Consider the following 16,903-nt stretch of genomic DNA (forward strand, 5'->3'; position numbering starts at 1 on the left):
GGAGTGCCGCGCGCGCATCCGGACTACACGCTACTCGCGCCGCGGCACGGAGGATGGCGGCGGTCGCCGCCTGCGGCTTACTTCTTGATCAGGCCGAAACTGTCGGCCAGTTCGCGGTAGGCCTGTACGCGCTCTTTGACATACGCATCGAGCTCCGCGCCCGTTTTGTCGAACGGGAACAAGCCCTGCTGCTCGCGCAATTTGGCGTATTCGGGCGAGGCCATCGTCTTGTTGAAGGCGTTGACCCAGAATTGGTAGGCTTCGTCCGAAACTTTCGGGCCTACGTAGAACCCGCGGATGATGGGCCATTCGATGTCGTAGCCCTGTTCCTTGGCGGTGGGCACCACGCCCAGCTTGCCGGGCAGGCGCTCGCTGTTGAACACCGCCAGCACGCGTATGGGGGCGCCGCCTTCCAGCATGGTGAAGGCTTCGGCGGCGTCTCCCATGTAGGCCTGGATGTGGCCACCGCGCAGGGCCGTCACGGCTTCGCCGCCGCCTTCGAACGCCACAAAGCGCATTTTGCGGAAATCAACGCCAGCCGCCTTGGCGGTAAGCGCGGCTTTCATCCAGTCCTGGCTGCCCACCGTTCCGCCTGCGCCCAGGACGATCTTGGTGGGGTCTTTCTTGAACGCCTCCATGAGGCTCTTGAGGTCGGTATACGGTGAATCATTGCGCACCACGGCAACACCATAGTCGGTGCCTATGCCTGCGAGCCAGCGCACATCGTTCACGTTGTACTTGCCGAACTTGCCCTGGGCCAGATTCAACAGTGATCCGCCGGAGAACGCCACGATAGTGCCCGGTTGGTCGGGGTGCTGGGCCACAATGTTGTTGTACGCCACGGCGCCGATGCCGCCGGGCATGTAGATGATGCGCATCGGCTCTTTCAGGGCGCCGCTCTGCTTCAGGCCCTCGGTCGCGAGCCGGCAGGTCAGGTCGAATCCGCCACCCGGCTGGGCGGGCGCGATGCATTCGGGCCGGCGCGGTTCTTCGGCGCCCTGAGCGGTCATGCCCGCCAGTAGCGCACAAGCGCCCACAACCGCTATCACGCGGGTTTTCAGGAAGGATTGCATTACGGTCTCCGTGAATCGCTTTTTAAAAGTAATCACAGCAGCCGGGCACTGAAGAGCGGCCCGGGCCACGGAACAGAACCGTACCCAATCGAGGCTTTCCGGAAGCTTTCAGAAACCGGCTATTTCGTGTCGCACCGCAGCATCGGGAAAGGAATCAAGGGTAAACACCAATGCCGCCCGCAACCCCCCATGAGCGGCAAGGTTTTCCAGCACCATTTTTCCGCCATGTATGTCGACGATCGTGCGGACAATGGCCAGTCCCAGGCCGGCGCCGGGCTTGTTCTTGCCCGCCGCGCCGCGCCTGAAACGCACACTGGCGCGACGGATGTCGTCCTCGGACATCCCGGGGCCGCAGTCTTCGACGGTGACCCGTGCATAACGTTCGTCGGCATAGACGCGAACCGTCACCTGGCTTGCCGGCGCGGTGTACCGGATGGCGTTGTCCACCAGATTGCTCAAGGCCTCGCGCAACAGCCAGTCAACGCCCTGGATACACACCGGCAGGCTCGACGCCTCCAGGCCCAAGTCCAGCTGGCGGGCCCGCGCCGCGGGCAGCAGGGCGCGGATCACGCTTTGGGCGACAGCGGTCAGGTCAACTTTTTCGGACGCCAGGCCGCCCTCTGCCAGCGATGCATCCTTGGCGCGCGCGAGCGCCAGCATCTGGTTGGTGGTGCGTACGGCGCGGTCCAGGCCTTCCTGCATGGCCAGCAACACCGACCGGACCTCGTGCGGGTCGGATTCCCGCAATGCGTAGGCTGTCTGGGTACGCAAAACCGACAAGGGCGTGCGCAACTGGTGCGACGCGTCATCCAGGAACTGCCGCTGCAGCCTCGCCTGGGCCGCAAAACGGCCCATGTGGAGGTTTACGGCATCGACCAGGGGGCTGACCTCACCCGGGATGTCCGGAGCCTCTACGGGGCTTAAATCGTCTGCCGACCGGCTCTCGACGTCCTGGCGCAGCCGTTCCAGCGGCCGCACGGCCATGAGAACGCTCCACACCACCACCAGCACCACTATGCCGATAACGACGATATCGCGCTCCAGCGCGCGCAGCAGCGCCCTTTGCAGGAAGTCCTGGCGTGACTCAAGCGTTTCGGCCACCTGCACAATGACCCGCCCGCCCAGATTGTTGTACAGGGGCGGATCCATGGGCCGGGCCAGGGCCGCCACGCGCAACGGCACCCCCTGGTATTCCGCGTAAAAGAACTGGGGCTGTCCCGATATCAACGGTTTGTCGGGCATCGGCAGGTCCGGGTTGCCGATTTCGGCCAGCCCGTCTTCCGTCGCCACCCGGTAGTACACATTGCCATTGGCCGTGAGTTCGAAGAACTCGAGCATCAGGTAGGGCTGCTCCATGGCCAGCCCACCGCTGGCTGTGGATATGTTGTGGTCGATGGAGCGCAAGGCTCCCGCAAGCGAACGATCGTACGCAAGATCTACTTGTTGGCGCAGCTGGTTATTGGACAACCACAGGGCTGCCAACATAATGCAGACCAGCGCCGGCACCAGCCACCACAACAGCAGCGACTTCAGCGTGCGGGGGCGCGCCGGCCGCCACCCACGGCCGAGCCTAGCCTTCAACGGTGGCCTCCAGGCAGTACCCCATGCCGCGCAGGGTAACGATCTGCACACCAGTATCGGCCAGTTTCTTGCGCAGCCGGTGTACCAGAACTTCGACCGCCTCCAGGTTGATATCGGAATCGTCGGTCTGGATGCGGTCAAGAATTTGCTGCTTGTTCATCGGTTCGCCGCTGCGCTGGATCAGCACCCTGAGCACGGCATGCTCGCGTGGCGACAACTGCAAGGCCTGGCCACGCACGGTAAAACGCTGCGCCGACGTATCCAGCACGAGGTCACCCAATGCCAACCGGGGGTGCTCGCGTCCGCGGCTGCGCCGGATCAGGGCGGTAAGCCGTGCTTCGAGTTCTTCAAGCACAAAAGGCTTGGGCAGGAAATCGTCCGCGCCTTCATGCAGCGTGCCTACGCGTTCGACCAATGAGTCGCGAGCGGTCAGCACCAGCACCGGAGTGCGGTCATCGCGGGCGCGGATCTTGGACAACAGGGTATGGCCGTCCATGCCCGGCAACCCCAGGTCGAGAATCACCGCGTCGAATTCTTCGATCGCAAGCCGGCGTTCGGCCAACAGCCCGTCATCGGCCCATTCGACCACGAAGCCGGCGTGGCGCGCCAGGCTGCGTGACAGCCACCTGGCCAGTTCGGCTTCATCTTCTACCAACAGGATACGCATGGGGTGAAATTTTGCCACCAGGGCCGTGGCGGGACGGGATAGATGTTTTTTCTCTTCTTTCTTCTTTATATAAAGACTAATGATTAATAAGGCCTGTGGATAACTCCATTAACTTCGTATTGCCCAGAAAATTCAACGGCTTACGGCTATTTTTGACTGTGCAAGACTTCTGTTTAGCGACTTGGACCAAGTTGAACAACTTTTTCGGGTGCCTGCCGAACCCTTGGTTGTTCATCCTGGGTCCACATACTGTACACAGTACGGCTTCCCAGAGGTTATCCACAGGCACGAAATTTTACGCGGGCATGATTTCCACCCAGGGTGAATACTTACCAACATGCCCCGCAATTCAACCGCAAGAACCGGAATTCTTGCGGTCAAATTCTGGAGTACCGTGTTGTCAAGCGAACTTGAAAGTGATGCGAACATGGATGCCCCGCCGCCGGACACTGACTATACGACCGAAGAATCCAGATGGGCGGCTGTGTGCGCGCGCGATACCGCTGCCGATCCGTATTTTGTTTACGCGGTGCGCACCACGGGCGTGTACTGCCGGCCCAGCAGTGCGTCCCGCCTGCCGCGCCGTGAGAACGTGTGCTTTTTCGATACACCCGAACAAGCCGAGGCGGCAGGTTTTCGGGCGACCCGGCGCACCGCTGCCGACCGCAGCAGCGTCGCCGCCCGGCACGCGGCCCTGGTAGCACAGGCCTGTCGGCGGATCGAGACTGCCGAGCATGCCGTGGATCTGTCCATGCTGGCCGCCCAGGCTGGCCTGAGTGCATTCCATTTCCATCGCATCTTCAAAGCCGAAACAGGGCTTACCCCCAAGGCGTACGCCACTGCGCATCGCGCACGGCGGCTGCGCGATGAATTGTCGGGCGCCAACACGGTAACGCAGGCCATCTACGATGCCGGATTCAATTCCAACAGCCGATTCTACGAGGCCAGCGCGGGCATGCTGGGAATGCGCCCCAGCGACTACCGGGGGGGCGGCTGCAATACGGATATCCGGTTTGCCGTGGGTGAATGTTCCCTAGGTGCCATCTTGGTGGCATGCAGTCAGCGCGGCATATGCGCCATTACCCTGGGCGACGATCCGGATGCGCTCGTGCGAAATCTGCAGGACCGCTTTCCCAATGCCCGCCTGCATGGCGGCGACCCGTCCTTCGAACGCCTGGTGGCCGAAGTGGTGGGATTCGTGGAAGCTCCCGGGCTGGGGCTCAATCTGCCGTTGGACGTGCGCGGCACGGCGTTCCAGCAACGGGTGTGGGAAGCACTGAGGCAGGTGCCGGCTGGCGCCACCGTCAGCTACGCCGACATTGCGCAACGCATAGGCGCTCCCAGGGCGGTTCGCGCGGTGGCCCAGGCCTGCGGCGCGAATCTGCTGGCGGTAGCCATTCCGTGCCATCGCGTGGTCAGGCGTGACGGCGACATATCGGGATACCGGTGGGGCGTGGAACGCAAGCGCGAACTACTCAAGCGCGAAGCCGAACCGACCGTGGCGGACGCAGGCGCCGCCTGAGCGGCGCGCCGCTCAGCCCGCAAACCCGCCGCCGTCCAGAAACGCCTGCTCTTCAGGAGTGGTGTCGCGCCCCAACTCGCGATTACGGTGCGGGAAACGTCCGAACTGTTTGATGATTTCCAGATGTTCTTCGGCGTGAAACAGCGCGAGCGAGCCCAGCGGTGTGTTCTTTTCTACAGCCAGGCGCTGGTCTTGCATGTTCTCGGAATGCGAAAACGGCAAATAACAAAAGACGCGCATGGACGCTTCAATTTCGGCGTCCTGGCCCGACTTGAGCATGTTGCGCGCGTAATACCGGGCCAGCGGGTCGGTGGCATACATGTGGCCTGTGCCCCGAAACGCATTGCGCGGGAACTGATCAAGCAGGATCAGCAGCGCCAGAGTTCCGTATGCCGTGTCTTGCCACGCGTCCAGTTGCCGTCTTGCCGCGGCCATGTGCAGGTCGAGAAAGCGGGCGCTGAATGCCTGGTCGAACGCCGGGTCTTTGGTGAACCAGCGCTGCGGGCCGGCGTTGCGCCAGAAGTCCACGACCTGAGCACGTTGTTGAGAAGTATCAGCCACGGTGGGTAGTGTCGTCGTTGCCAGGACGGCCAGCTTACCCAAGGGGTAGAAAAAGAACTAGTCACTTTGCCGTGCGGCAGCAGGTCGGCCGACGAATGTTCAGGGGTCGTACGCATCCGTATCTTGGGTGCATGGCCACAGAAGTTCATCGACCTGAGCAACCCGCTATGGAACACCCCGCTTCAACGGGCGCCGCAACCCGTGTGCTGATCTCCAGTACGTTCGCCTTCACAATCTGCTTTGCGGTATGGATGATATTTGCCGTGCTGGGCATTCCGATCAAGACCCAGCTGGGTTTGTCGGAAACCGAGTTCGGGCTGCTGGCCGCCATGCCTGTGCTCAGCGGCTCGCTGGTTCGGGTGCCGCTTGGCATCTGGACGGACCGGTATGGCGGACGCATCGTCTTCTTCCTGCTGATGCTGGCGGCCGTGCCTGCCGTATGGCTGTTGGCGTACGCGACCCAATACTGGCATTTCCTGGCGCTGGGGCTGTTCGTGGGGCTGGCGGGCGGCTCGTTCTCGGTGGGCACGCCCTACGTGGCCCGATGGTTTCCGCGCCATCGCCAGGGTTTGGCGATGGGCATCTTCGGGGCCGGAAATTCCGGGTCTGCCTTGACCAAGTTCGCCGCGCCCGCGTTGATAGCCGCCGCGGGCGGGGCGTGGGTCATCGTGCCCAAAGTCTATGCAATAGCGCTGTTGGCCACGGCAATCCTGTTCTGGGCAAGTTCTGCCACCAACCCGGCCCACAAGGTGCAACAGGGAACAAACCTGCGGGCACAGCTGGCCATGCTGCGCGACCCGCGTGTATGGCGCTATTGCCAGTACTACTCGGTCGTGTTTGGCGGCTACGTGGCGCTGGCCCTGTGGATGACCAAGTACTACGTCAGCGAATATGGCTTCGATATGCGGCTGGCAGCGTTGCTGGCCGCGTGCTTCTCTTTGCCGGGCGGCGTGTTGCGCGCCGTAGGCGGCTGGATCTCCGATAAGTACGGCGCTTACCGCACCACCTGGTGGGTAATGTGGGTGTGCTGGGTGGCGTTCTTTCTGCTCAGTTACCCGCAAACGCATTTCATCGTACAGACCGACGCCGGGCCGCGCGAGTTCTCGCTGGCGATCGGCCCCACTCTGTTCACGATCCTGATGTTTGTCGTGGGCATTGCCATGGCCATCGGCAAGGCCTCGGTCTTCAAGTTCATCTCTGATGAGTTCGGCCAGAACATCGGCGCCGTCTCGGGCGTGGTGGGCCTGGCCGGCGGGTTGGGCGGCTTCGTCCTACCCATACTCTTCGGCGCATTGCTGGACCTGACCGGCGTCCGGTCCAGCGCCTTCATGCTCATGTACGGCACGGTATGCGTGTCGCTCATCTGGATGCACTACAGCTTTCGTCCCACCCCTGTCGAACGCCTGCGGGCCGCCTGAGCCCCAGTCATCCCAGCCGGGCGCCTGCCGCGTCCGGCACATCTGAACGCGAGAACATCATGTCCAGCTATGTACTGAACCGCTGGGAACCGGAAGACCAGAAATTCTGGCGCAACACCGGCGCCCGCATCGCGAACCGCAATCTGTGGATTTCCATCCCCGCCCTTGCCCTGGCATTCAGCATCTGGATGTTGTGGAGCGTGGTGGTCGTCAATCTCGACAAGGCCGGATTCGAACTCTCGAAGAACCAGATGTTCTGGCTCACCGCCCTTCCCGCGCTGTCGGGCGCGACCTTGCGAATCTTTTATTCCTTCCTGGTGCCGGTGTTCGGCGGCCGCCGCTGGACCGCCATTTCGACCGCCACCTTGCTGATTCCCGCGCTGGGCATGGGCTTCGCGCTGCAGGACTCCACCACCTCTTACCCCACCCTGCTGGCACTGGCCCTGTTGTGCGGCCTGGGGGGCGGAAACTTCAGTTCCAGCATGGCCAACATCAGTTTCTTCTTTCCCAAGGAAAAGAAGGGCTTCGCCACCGGCATGAACGCGGGAATCGGCAATCTGGGCGTGTCGCTGGTGCAGTTCGTTGTGCCGGTGATCATTTCCATGGGCGTGCTCGGCACGTTGGGCGGCGACTCGCAACGCTTCGTGGTAGATGGCGCCGAGCACCAGATCTGGCTGCAGAATGCGGGCTTTATCTGGGTCCCCATCATCCTGGCCTCGTCGCTGGCGGCGTGGTTCGGCATGAACGACATTGCCGACGCCAAGGCCTCGTTCGCCGACCAGGCGGTGATCTTCACGCGCAAGCACAACTGGCTGATGTGCTGGCTGTATGTGGGCACCTTCGGGTCGTTCATCGGGTTTTCGGCCGGCTTTGCGATGCTGACCAAAGCATTGTTTCCCGACATCGATCCAATGACATATGCCTTCCTGGGGCCGCTGGTCGGATCGCTGACCCGTCCGCTGGGCGGCTGGATATCCGACAAGGTCGGCGGAGCGCGCGTCACCCTGCTCGTGTTCGCCGCCATGATCCTCGCCGTGCTGGGTGTGCTGATGTATGTGCCCGGTCCGGCCGGCCCCGGCAACTTCACCGGCTTCCTGGCGATGTTCATTGTGCTGTTTGCCCTGACGGGCCTGGGTAACGGTTCGACCTTCCGCATGATTCCCGTGATCTTTCTTCACGAACGCACGGCCGCGGCGCAGGGGCGCGGCGCCGCTGCGCAGAAGCAGGCGCTGATCGATGCGGGCAAAGAGTCGGCGGCAGTACTGGGTTTTTCGGGGGCCATAGGCGCGTACGGCGGTTTCTTCATCCCGCGCAGCTTCGGCACATCCATTGAACTGACCGGGGGCGTTGCGGGGGCGCTGTACTGCTTCATGGCCTTTTACGTCACGTGCGTGGGCATCACTTGGTGGTACTACGCACGGCTCAATGCGCCGGTGCCGTGCTGAGGCATGGCCTGTGCCTAGTCATATCGGGCTAGCAAGGCCTAGTACGCATGGCGTGCCCGCCCACTACTAGCGATGAATGGTCACGCCAGTGCGCGCTCAATAAAGTGTCAAGCAAGATCACGCCGGACCTCCGGCGTACACGGAGAACAGAATGAGTCATTTCCTGGACCGGCTGAAGTTCCTGTCAAGGGTCAAGTCCACCTTTTCCAATGGGCACGGTGAAGTCGTCAACGAAGACCGCACCTGGGAAAACGCCTATCGCAACCGGTGGCAGCATGACAAGATCGTGCGGTCTACCCACGGTGTGAACTGCACGGGATCGTGCTCGTGGAAGGTGTATGTCAAGAACGGCCTGATCACCTGGGAAACCCAGCAGACCGACTACCCCCGCACCCGGCCCGACCTGCCCAACCATGAGCCGCGCGGCTGTCCGCGCGGGGCGTCATACAGCTGGTATGTATATTCGGCGCAGCGCATCAAGTATCCGATGATTCGCGGCCGCCTGATGCAGATGTGGCGCGAGGCGCGCAAGACCATGGATCCCATCGCCGCGTGGGAATCCATCAGCCAGGACCCGGTAAAGGCCAGGCAATACAAATCGGTGCGCGGACTGGGCGGCTTCGTACGTGCCGACTGGGACACGGCCACCGAGATGATCGCCGCGGCCAACGCGTACACCATCAAAAAATTCGGCCCCGACCGCGTGGTCGGTTTTTCGCCGATCCCCGCCATGTCCATGGTGAGCTATGCCGCCGGGGCGCGGTATCTGAGCCTGCTGGGCGGCGCCTGCCTGAGTTTCTACGACTGGTATTGTGACCTGCCGCCCGCCAGCCCGCAGGTATGGGGCGAACAGACCGATGTGCCCGAGTCGGCCGACTGGTACAACTCAACCTACCTGCTGGTATGGGGCTCCAACGTTCCGCAAACCCGCACCCCGGACGCGCATTTCTACACCGAAGTCCGCTACAAGGGCACCAAGACGGTGGCCGTGTCCAGCGATTTCGGCGAAATGGTGAAGTTCGGCGACATCTGGCTGGCGCCCAGGCAGGGTACCGATGCGGCCCTGGCGCTGGCCATGGGCCACGTTGTGCTGAACGAATTCCACCATGGCGGCAAATCGGATTACTTCCGCGATTACGCCAAGCGCTACACCGACATGCCGATGCTGGTGCAGTTGAAAGAGCGCGACGGTTACCTGGTGCCCGACCATTTCCTGCGCGCTTCGCAACTGGCCGATGCGCTGGGGCAGAACAACAACCCCGACTGGAAGACGCTGGTGTACGACGGCCTTACCGGCGATCTGTGTGCGCCCAACGGCAGCATCGGCTTCCGGTGGGGCGAGGCCGCCGTCGACGGCGGCGCCAGGACGGGACGCTGGAACCTGGAACAGAACGACGGCGGAAGCGGCCGCGCCATCGACCCCGTGCTCAGCCTGCTCGACAACCACGATGCAGTGGCCAGCGTCGGGTTCCCGTACTTTGGCGGCGAGCACGGCAGCGTACTGCAACGCAACGTTCCCGTGCGCCATGTGACGCTCGCCGACGGCAGCCGCGCATGCGTGGCCACGGTGTATGACTTGCAGATGGCCAGCTATGGCGTAGACCGCGGCCTGGGCGGCGACAACGTTGCGGCATCGTACGACGACGACGTTCCCTACACGCCGGCCTGGCAGGAAAAGCACACGACCGTGCCGCGCCACCTGGTCATACAGGTGGCGCGCGAGTTCGCGCAGAACGCGCACGATACCCAAGGCAAGTCCATGGTCATCGTCGGCGCGGCGCTGAACCACTGGTACCACATGGACATGACTTACCGCGGCATCATCAACCTGCTGATGATGTGCGGCTGCGTGGGCAAGAGCGGCGGCGGCTGGGCGCATTACGTGGGCCAGGAAAAGCTTCGCCCGCAGTTCGGATGGGCGCCGCTGGCCTTTGCCGCAGACTGGTCGCGCCCGCCGCGCCACATGAACGGCACATCTTTCTTCTATGCGCACACGAGCCAATGGCGGCACGAGAAGCTGCCCGTCAGCGATATCCTGGGGCCCACCGCCGATGCGAAGCGCTACAGCAATCTGAGCCTCATCGACCTCAATGCCAAGTCCGAACGCATGGGCTGGCTGCCGTCCGCGCCGCAACTCGAAACCAATCCGCTGGACGTGGTGGCGCAGGCCGAAGCGGCTGGCGAAGACGCCGTCGCGTACGCTGCGCGGCGGCTCAAGAACGGCGAACTCAACCTCAGTTGCGACGATCCCGACAACCCCGCCAATTTCCCGCGCAACATGTTCGTGTGGCGCTCGAACATTCTTGGGTCCAGCGGCAAGGGACACGAATACTTCCTGAAGTATCTGCTGGGCACGCAGAACGCCATGTTCGGCGACGAGGCCGATGCCATCAAGCCCGCGCAGGTGCGCTATCGCGAAGAAGCTGCCGAAGGCAAGCTCGACCTGCTCACGGTGCTCGACTTCCGCATGAGCACCACCTGCCTGTATGGCGACATCGTGCTGCCCACGGCCACCTGGTACGAAAAAGACGACCTCAACACGTCGGACATGCACCCGTTCATCCACCCATTGTCCGAAGCGGTGCAGCCCCTGTGGGAAAGCAAGACCGACTGGGAAATCTACAAGCTGCTGGCGCGCAAGTTCAGCGATATAGGCGGCCCGTACCTGGGCAAGCGCAAAGACCTGGTGCTGACGCCGCTGCTGCACGACACTCCGGGAGAGCTGGGCCAGGCGTTTGAGCCGAAAGACTGGAAACTTGGCGAGTGCGACCTGATCCCCGGCAAGACGGCGCCCACCATGACGGTTGTGGAGCGTGACTACAACGACATCTATCGCAAGTTCACGTCGGTAGGCCCCCTGCTCGACAAACTCGGCAATGGCGGCAAGGGCATCAACTGGAACACTGAACACGAGGTACGCGAACTCGGCGAACTGAACCGTTGCGTCGAGCAGCCCGGCGTAAGCCACGGGCGGCCCCGCCTGGAAACGGCCATCGACGCAGCCGAAATGATCCTGACCTTCGCGCCCGAAACCAACGGCCATGTGTCGGTGAAGGCCTGGGAAGCGCTGGGCAGGATAACCGGGCGCGATCACACCCATCTTGCGGCGGGCCGCGAACACGACAAGATTCGCTTTCGCGATATCCAGGCGCAGCCGCGCAAGATCATCTCTGCGCCCACATGGTCGGGCCTCGAAAGCGAAGAAGTCAGCTACAACGCCGGCTATACCAACGTGCACGAGCTGATTCCATGGCGCACGCTGACCGGGCGCCAGCAGTTCTACCAAGACCACCGCTGGATGCTGGATTTCGGCGAAGGGCTGTGCGCCTACAAGCCGCCCATCGACACGCGCACAATCGAACCCATGCTGGGCCGCTACCCCAACGGCGAGCACGAGCTGGTGCTGAACTGGATCACGCCACACCAGAAATGGGGCATCCACAGCACCTATTCCGACAACTTGCGCATGCTGACGCTCAGTCGCGGCGGCCCGCATGTGTGGGTGTCGGAAGCCGAGGCCAGGCAGGCCGGGCTGGTCGACAACGATTGGGTAGAGGTATTCAACGTCAACGGCACACTGACCGCGCGGGTCGTGGTCAGCCAACGCGTGCCGGTGGGCATGTGCCTGATGTACCACGCGCAGGAAAAGATCGTGAACGTGCCCGGCGCCGAGACCAGCGGCATGCGCGGCGGCATACACAACTCGGTGACGCGCACCGTGCTCAAGCCCACCCACATGATAGGCGGGTACGCGCAGCAGGCTTACGGCTTTAACTACTACGGCACGGTGGGCAGCAATCGCGACGAATACGTTGTCGTGCGCAAGATGAAAAAGGTGGATTGGATGGAAGGCCCGCTGGCGCAACAGCAGCTCGAGGAAGGAAGCGCAAAATGAAAATCCGTGCCCAAGTTGGGATGGTGCTGAACCTGGACAAGTGCATCGGCTGCCACACCTGCTCCATCACCTGCAAGAACGTCTGGACGAGCCGCGATGGCGTCGAGTACGCCTGGTTCAACAACGTGGAAACCAAGCCCGGCATCGGTTACCCCAAAGAATGGGAAAACCAGTCGCGCTGGAACGGCGGCTGGACCCGAACCGCAGCCGGCAAGCTCGAACCGCGCCAGGGCGGCAAGGTGAAGATCCTGGCCAACCTGTTCGCCAACCCGAACCTGCCCGCCATTGACGATTACTACGAGCCTTTCACTTACGACTACGAGCGGCTGCAGAACGCGCCGCTTTCCCAGACGCCGCCCACCGCGCGCCCCATTTCCGTGCTTACGGGGCGCAAGATGGACAAGATCGAATGGGGCCCCAACTGGGAAGACGACCTGGGCGGCGAGTTCAGTTCGCGCAGCCGCGACGCGCTGTTCGAAGGTGTGCAGAAAGAAATGTACGCCACCTTCGAAAACACGTTCATGATGTACCTGCCGCGCCTGTGTGAACATTGTCTGAACCCGGCATGCGTGGCCAGTTGCCCGTCGGGCTCGATATACAAGCGCGAAGACGACGGCATCGTGCTGGTCGACCAGGACAAATGCCGCGGCTGGCGCATGTGCATTTCGGGCTGCCCCTATAAAAAGGTGTACTACAACTGGCAAAGCGGCAAAGCCGAGAAGTGCACGTTCTGCTACCCGCGCATCGAAGCGGGCCAGCCTACGGTGTGTTCGGAAACCTGCGTAGGGCGCATCCGCTACCTGGGCGTGTTGCTGTATGACGCCGACCGCATCGAGGCGGCCGCAGCCAGCCCAAGCGAACAGGATCTATACCAGGCGCAGCTCGATGTCTTTCTGGATCCGCATTCGCCGGACGTCATCGCCGAGGCGCGGCGCCAGGGCATACCCGACTCGTGGCTGCAGGCCGCGCGGCAGTCGCCCGTGTACAAAATGGCATGCGAATGGAAGGTGGCATTTCCCTTGCACCCCGAATACCGCACGTTGCCCATGGTGTGGTACATACCGCCGCTTTCGCCGATTCAATCGGCTGCTGAAGCGGGCCATATGCCGCACAAGACGGTGGGGCGTTCGGGTGTGATTCCCGATGTGTCCAGCCTGCGCATTCCCATGCGCTACCTGGCCAACCTGCTGACGGCCGGCGACGAAACGCCGGTGCAGCGGGCGCTGGAGCGCCTGCTGGCCATGCGCGCCTACATGCGCGCCGAAACGGTGCACGGCGAGCCTGACGACGCCATCTTGCGCGACGTGGGCCTGGATGCGGAAACGGTGCGCGACATGTATCGCATCATGGCTATTGCCAACTACGAAGACCGCTTCGTGGTGCCGTCCAGCCACAAAGAAATGGTGGAAGACAGCTTCAACGAAAAGGGCAGCTGCGGCTTCACGTTCGGCAATGGATGCTCTGGCGGCGTGTCCGATGGCGCGCTGTTTGGCAAGAAGGCGCGCGGCAGCGAGATCTTCATTGAAATGCCCAAGTCTCGCAAGAAAGCCGCCGCCGCATGAGGAACCCATCATGAGCCTTTATCGCATTCTTTCTGCTTTGCTGATGTACCCCGAGCAGCCGCTCATCGACGCTTTGCTCGAGATCGACGATGCGCTCGACGCGCATCCCGAGGCGCAAGACCAGTTGTCTGCGCTGACCGACTATCTCAAGACCCATAGCCTGATCGAGCTGCAAGAGAACTACGTGGCCACCTTTGATCGCCAGCCCGCGTGTTCGCTGCACCTGTTCGAGCACGTGCACGGGGAAAGCCGCGATCGCGGCCAGGCAATGGTGGACCTGCTGCAGGAATACCGCCGGCACGGCCTGGAGCCCGGCGCTGCCGAACTGCCGGATCACGTGCCGCTGTTCCTGGAGTTCCTGGGTGTGATCGAGCCGGCGCAGGCAGGGGCCCTGCTTGATGACGCCATCCATGTGCTGGCCGCCATCGGTGCGCGTCTGGCGCGCGACGGCAGCCCGTACTCGACCGTGTTCGCGGTGCTGCGCGGCATGACCGACGTGGTGCCGCGCGAGCAGACCGACCCCCCCGTGCGCGACATGGACGACGCGCTCGAAGTCTACGGCGTGGGTCCTGACGGCGTAGAACCCCTGTTGCCGATGGCCGCCGCGGGTACGCATGTCGTGCATTTCCATCCCCGCTCGCGTGGCGCTCAACATTAAGACGGGACGACTTCGATGAACACCGTGCATCAGTTTCTATTCGGCATCTATCCCTACATTGCACTCGGCATCTTTCTGCTGGGCAGCCTGGCGCGCTTCGAGCGCGAACAGTACACCTGGAAAAGCGACAGTTCGCAGCTGCTGTATCGCGGCCAGCTGCGCCTGGGAAATATTCTTTTCCACGTGGGCATCCTGGGTCTGTTTTTCGGCCACCTGGCAGGCCTGCTTACCCCGGTCGTGGTGTGGGACGCGCTGGGCGTGTCACACAGCGTGAAGCAGGGAGTCGCCATGGTGGCGGGCGGGGTCATGGGTGTCACCTGCCTGGCGGGCCTGGTCATCCTGCTGCACCGTCGGCTGGCGCACCCTCGCATCGCCCGCGCATCGCGCCCCGGCGACAAGCTGCTGTTGTTGTGGCTGCTGGTTACCCTGCTGCTCGGGCTTTCCACCATTGCCGTGTCCGCCGACCACATGGATGGCCACATGATGGTGCAGTTCATGACCTGGGCCCAGCACATCGTGACCTTCCAGGGTGACGCGGCCAGCCATATCGCCGATGCCCCGCTGCTCTTCAAGGCACACTTGTTCATGGGGCTGACGCTGTTCGTCATCTTTCCGTTTACCCGGCTGGTGCATGTCTGGAGCGGCTTTGCATCGCTGGGCTACCTGGGCCGCGCCTGGCAGCTGGTGCGGACGCGCTGAACCACGGCACACGAAACGATCATGCCCATAGTTGTCAACGGTGTAGAGCTGACAGATGCCGAGCTCATGCATGAACTGCCCCGCCACGGCGATGCCGGCAATCCTCAACGCCGCGCCATCACGGCGCTGGTGCTGCGCAGGCTGATGCTGGACGAGGCGCAACGCCTGGGGCTTTCCGCCCCGGCGTGCAGCTACGGCGATGACCACGATGAGGCGGTAATCGGCGCGTTGCTTGAATCACAGGCAAGCGTTCCCACGCCGGACGCAGCGGCCTGCCGGCGCCACTACGACGCGCATCCCGAACGCTTTACCGTGGGCGAACTGGTGGAGGCCGATCACATCCTGTTCCAGGTGACGCCCCACGTCGATCTGCATCGCCTGCGTGAGCAGGCCGAATCTGTGTTGGCAACCGTGCTGGCGGATCCGTCCTGCTTTGCCGAGCTGGCGCGCACCTGGTCGAATTGCCCGTCCGGCGCGCTGGGAGGCAGCCTGGGGCAGCTGGGGCGCGGCGATACCGTACCCGAGTTCGAACGTGCGATATTCGGCCCGCCCGCGGGCAGCGTGGTACCCCGGCTGGTGCAAACGCGCCATGGCTTGCATATTGTGCGCATCGGGCGTCGCGTGGCGGGGCGCCTGTTGCCGTACGAGCAGGTGGCGGCAGGCATCGCCCAGGCGCTCGCCGCGGCCGCCCGGGACACCGCGTGGCGGCAATATGCGCGCATGCTGGTGGGCCGGGCACGCATCGAAGGCATCGAGCTCGAAGGCGCAGACGGCCTTCTGGTGCAATAGGAGCCTGGCATGCCTGGCAATGCGGCGCTGGTGGACGGCCATGGCCGGCGGATCGACTACCTGCGCATCTCGGTAACGGATCGCTGCGACCTGCGTTGCACCTACTGCCTGCCTGCGCATTTCAAGGATTTCGACGCGCCCGCCCATTGGCTGACCCACGATGAAATGACGCGGCTGGTGGGCCTGTTCACCGCAATGGGGGTGCGCAAGCTGCGCCTGACGGGTGGCGAGCCATTGACGCGCGGCGGCCTTGCTACCTTGGCGGGCGCCCTGGCGGCGTTGCCCGGCGTGCAAGACCTGTCGTTGTCCACGAACGGCACGCGGTTGGCGCGACATGCCGCCGACCTGCGCGCGGCGGGCGTCAAGCGCCTGAATGTCAGCCTGGACACACTGGATGCGGCAGCCTACGCGCGCATTACCGGACGTGATTGCCTGGACGATGTTCTGCGTGGCCTGCACGCCGCGCGATCTGCCGGCTTTGCGCCCATCAAGCTCAACGCGGTGGTGCAGGCAGGAACCCCCGAAAACGATCTGGACAGACTGCTGGCCTATAGCCGTGCCCATGGGTATATCCTGCGTCTGATAGAGCCGATGCCCGTGGGCAGCACGGGCCGGCGCACGATGGGAGTCGATCTGAGCGCGCTGGGCCCGCGGCTGGCCGACCGTCACGGGCTGCTGCCCGTGCTGGCGGGCCGCGGCGCCGGCCCGGCACGGTACTGGGGCGACGCCGGGTCGCCTGCGCTGGGGGTGATCACGCCCATGTCCCAGCACTTCTGCGACGCGTGTAACCGGGTGCGCCTGGGCGCCGACGGCACCTTGTATCCCTGCCTGGGCGAACACGCCAGCGTGCCGTTGGGTGCGTTGCTGCGCCAGGGGGCCAGCGACGCGCAATTGGCGCACGCCATCGTCGGCGCGATCGCCGCCAAGCCCGAACGCCACGACTTCACGCGTCACCCCGAGCGCATCGTGCGGTTCATGTCCCAGACGGGGGGGTGATAATAGACACTATCCTGCCCAAGCCCGTTCGCTGGCA

The 16,903-nt window shown here is 63.3% G+C and carries 13 protein-coding genes; 9 read left to right on the forward strand and 4 right to left on the reverse strand.

The window, feature by feature from the left end; genetic code table 11:
* Positions 1 to 77: 77 nt before the first annotated feature.
* The 3 genes from CAL19_RS18555 to CAL19_RS18565 form a co-directional block, all read right to left on the reverse strand.
* On the reverse strand, positions 78 to 1,073 hold the full coding sequence (locus CAL19_RS18555; protein ID WP_094797616.1) for a Bug family tripartite tricarboxylate transporter substrate binding protein: 996 nt from the start codon (positions 1,071 to 1,073) through the stop codon (positions 78 to 80).
* A gap of 108 nt (positions 1,074 to 1,181) precedes the next feature.
* The gene (locus tag CAL19_RS18560) at positions 1,182 to 2,558 is read right to left on the reverse strand and encodes a sensor histidine kinase (protein ID WP_170941572.1); all 1,377 of its coding nucleotides are present in this window, start codon (positions 2,556 to 2,558) and stop codon (positions 1,182 to 1,184) included.
* Positions 2,559 to 2,643: 85 nt separating this feature from the next.
* A complete protein-coding gene (locus CAL19_RS18565) occupies positions 2,644 to 3,321 on the reverse strand; it encodes a response regulator (RefSeq protein WP_026640541.1) in 678 nt (225 codons plus the stop codon).
* 427 nt (positions 3,322 to 3,748) lie between these two features.
* Between CAL19_RS18565 and ada the strand changes: the two genes are divergently transcribed.
* Positions 3,749 to 4,843, forward strand: a complete 1,095-nt coding sequence (gene ada, locus CAL19_RS18570) for a bifunctional DNA-binding transcriptional regulator/O6-methylguanine-DNA methyltransferase Ada (RefSeq protein ID WP_094797617.1) — start codon at positions 3,749 to 3,751, stop codon at positions 4,841 to 4,843.
* 12 nt (positions 4,844 to 4,855) lie between these two features.
* Here the strand turns inward: ada and CAL19_RS18575 are convergent, their stop codons facing one another.
* Positions 4,856 to 5,404, reverse strand: coding sequence for a DUF924 family protein (locus CAL19_RS18575; RefSeq protein ID WP_094797618.1), 549 nt, complete (start codon positions 5,402 to 5,404; stop codon positions 4,856 to 4,858).
* A 167-nt stretch (positions 5,405 to 5,571) separates the two neighbouring features.
* Between CAL19_RS18575 and CAL19_RS18580 the strand changes: the two genes are divergently transcribed.
* From CAL19_RS18580 to moaA, 8 genes are all read left to right on the forward strand, one after another.
* On the forward strand, positions 5,572 to 6,822 hold the full coding sequence (locus tag CAL19_RS18580; protein WP_094797619.1) for an MFS transporter: 1,251 nt from the start codon (positions 5,572 to 5,574) through the stop codon (positions 6,820 to 6,822).
* A gap of 59 nt (positions 6,823 to 6,881) precedes the next feature.
* Positions 6,882 to 8,267, forward strand: coding sequence for a NarK family nitrate/nitrite MFS transporter (locus CAL19_RS18585; protein ID WP_094797620.1), 1,386 nt, complete (start codon positions 6,882 to 6,884; stop codon positions 8,265 to 8,267).
* A gap of 151 nt (positions 8,268 to 8,418) precedes the next feature.
* Positions 8,419 to 12,162: a nitrate reductase subunit alpha gene (locus CAL19_RS18590; RefSeq protein ID WP_094797621.1), complete on the forward strand. Its 3,744-nt coding sequence runs from the start codon at positions 8,419 to 8,421 to the stop codon at positions 12,160 to 12,162.
* Positions 12,159 to 13,724 (forward strand): nitrate reductase subunit beta, encoded by a 1,566-nt coding sequence (gene narH, locus CAL19_RS18595; protein ID WP_094797622.1) that lies wholly within the window; start codon positions 12,159 to 12,161, stop codon positions 13,722 to 13,724. The genes CAL19_RS18590 and narH overlap by 4 nt, the downstream gene beginning before the upstream one ends.
* 10 nt (positions 13,725 to 13,734) lie before the next feature.
* Complete coding sequence (gene narJ / locus CAL19_RS18600) at positions 13,735 to 14,382, forward strand: nitrate reductase molybdenum cofactor assembly chaperone (protein ID WP_094797623.1); 648 nt, start codon at positions 13,735 to 13,737, stop codon at positions 14,380 to 14,382.
* Positions 14,383 to 14,397: 15 nt separating this feature from the next.
* Positions 14,398 to 15,081 carry a respiratory nitrate reductase subunit gamma gene (narI, locus tag CAL19_RS18605; protein ID WP_026640549.1) on the forward strand — a complete coding sequence of 228 codons (684 nt, stop codon included), beginning with the start codon at positions 14,398 to 14,400 and terminating at the stop codon, positions 15,079 to 15,081.
* 21 nt (positions 15,082 to 15,102) lie between these two features.
* Entirely contained in the window at positions 15,103 to 15,870 is a 768-nt protein-coding gene (locus CAL19_RS18610; RefSeq protein WP_094797624.1) for a peptidylprolyl isomerase, read from the forward strand.
* Between the two features lie 9 nt (positions 15,871 to 15,879).
* Entirely contained in the window at positions 15,880 to 16,866 is a 987-nt protein-coding gene (moaA, locus tag CAL19_RS18615; protein WP_026640551.1) for a GTP 3',8-cyclase MoaA, read from the forward strand.
* The last annotated feature ends 37 nt before the right edge of the window (positions 16,867 to 16,903 follow it).

Origin of the sequence: Bordetella genomosp. 7, assembly GCF_002261265.1 — a bacterium.
Lineage (GTDB): Bacteria > Pseudomonadota > Gammaproteobacteria > Burkholderiales > Burkholderiaceae_B > Bordetella_A.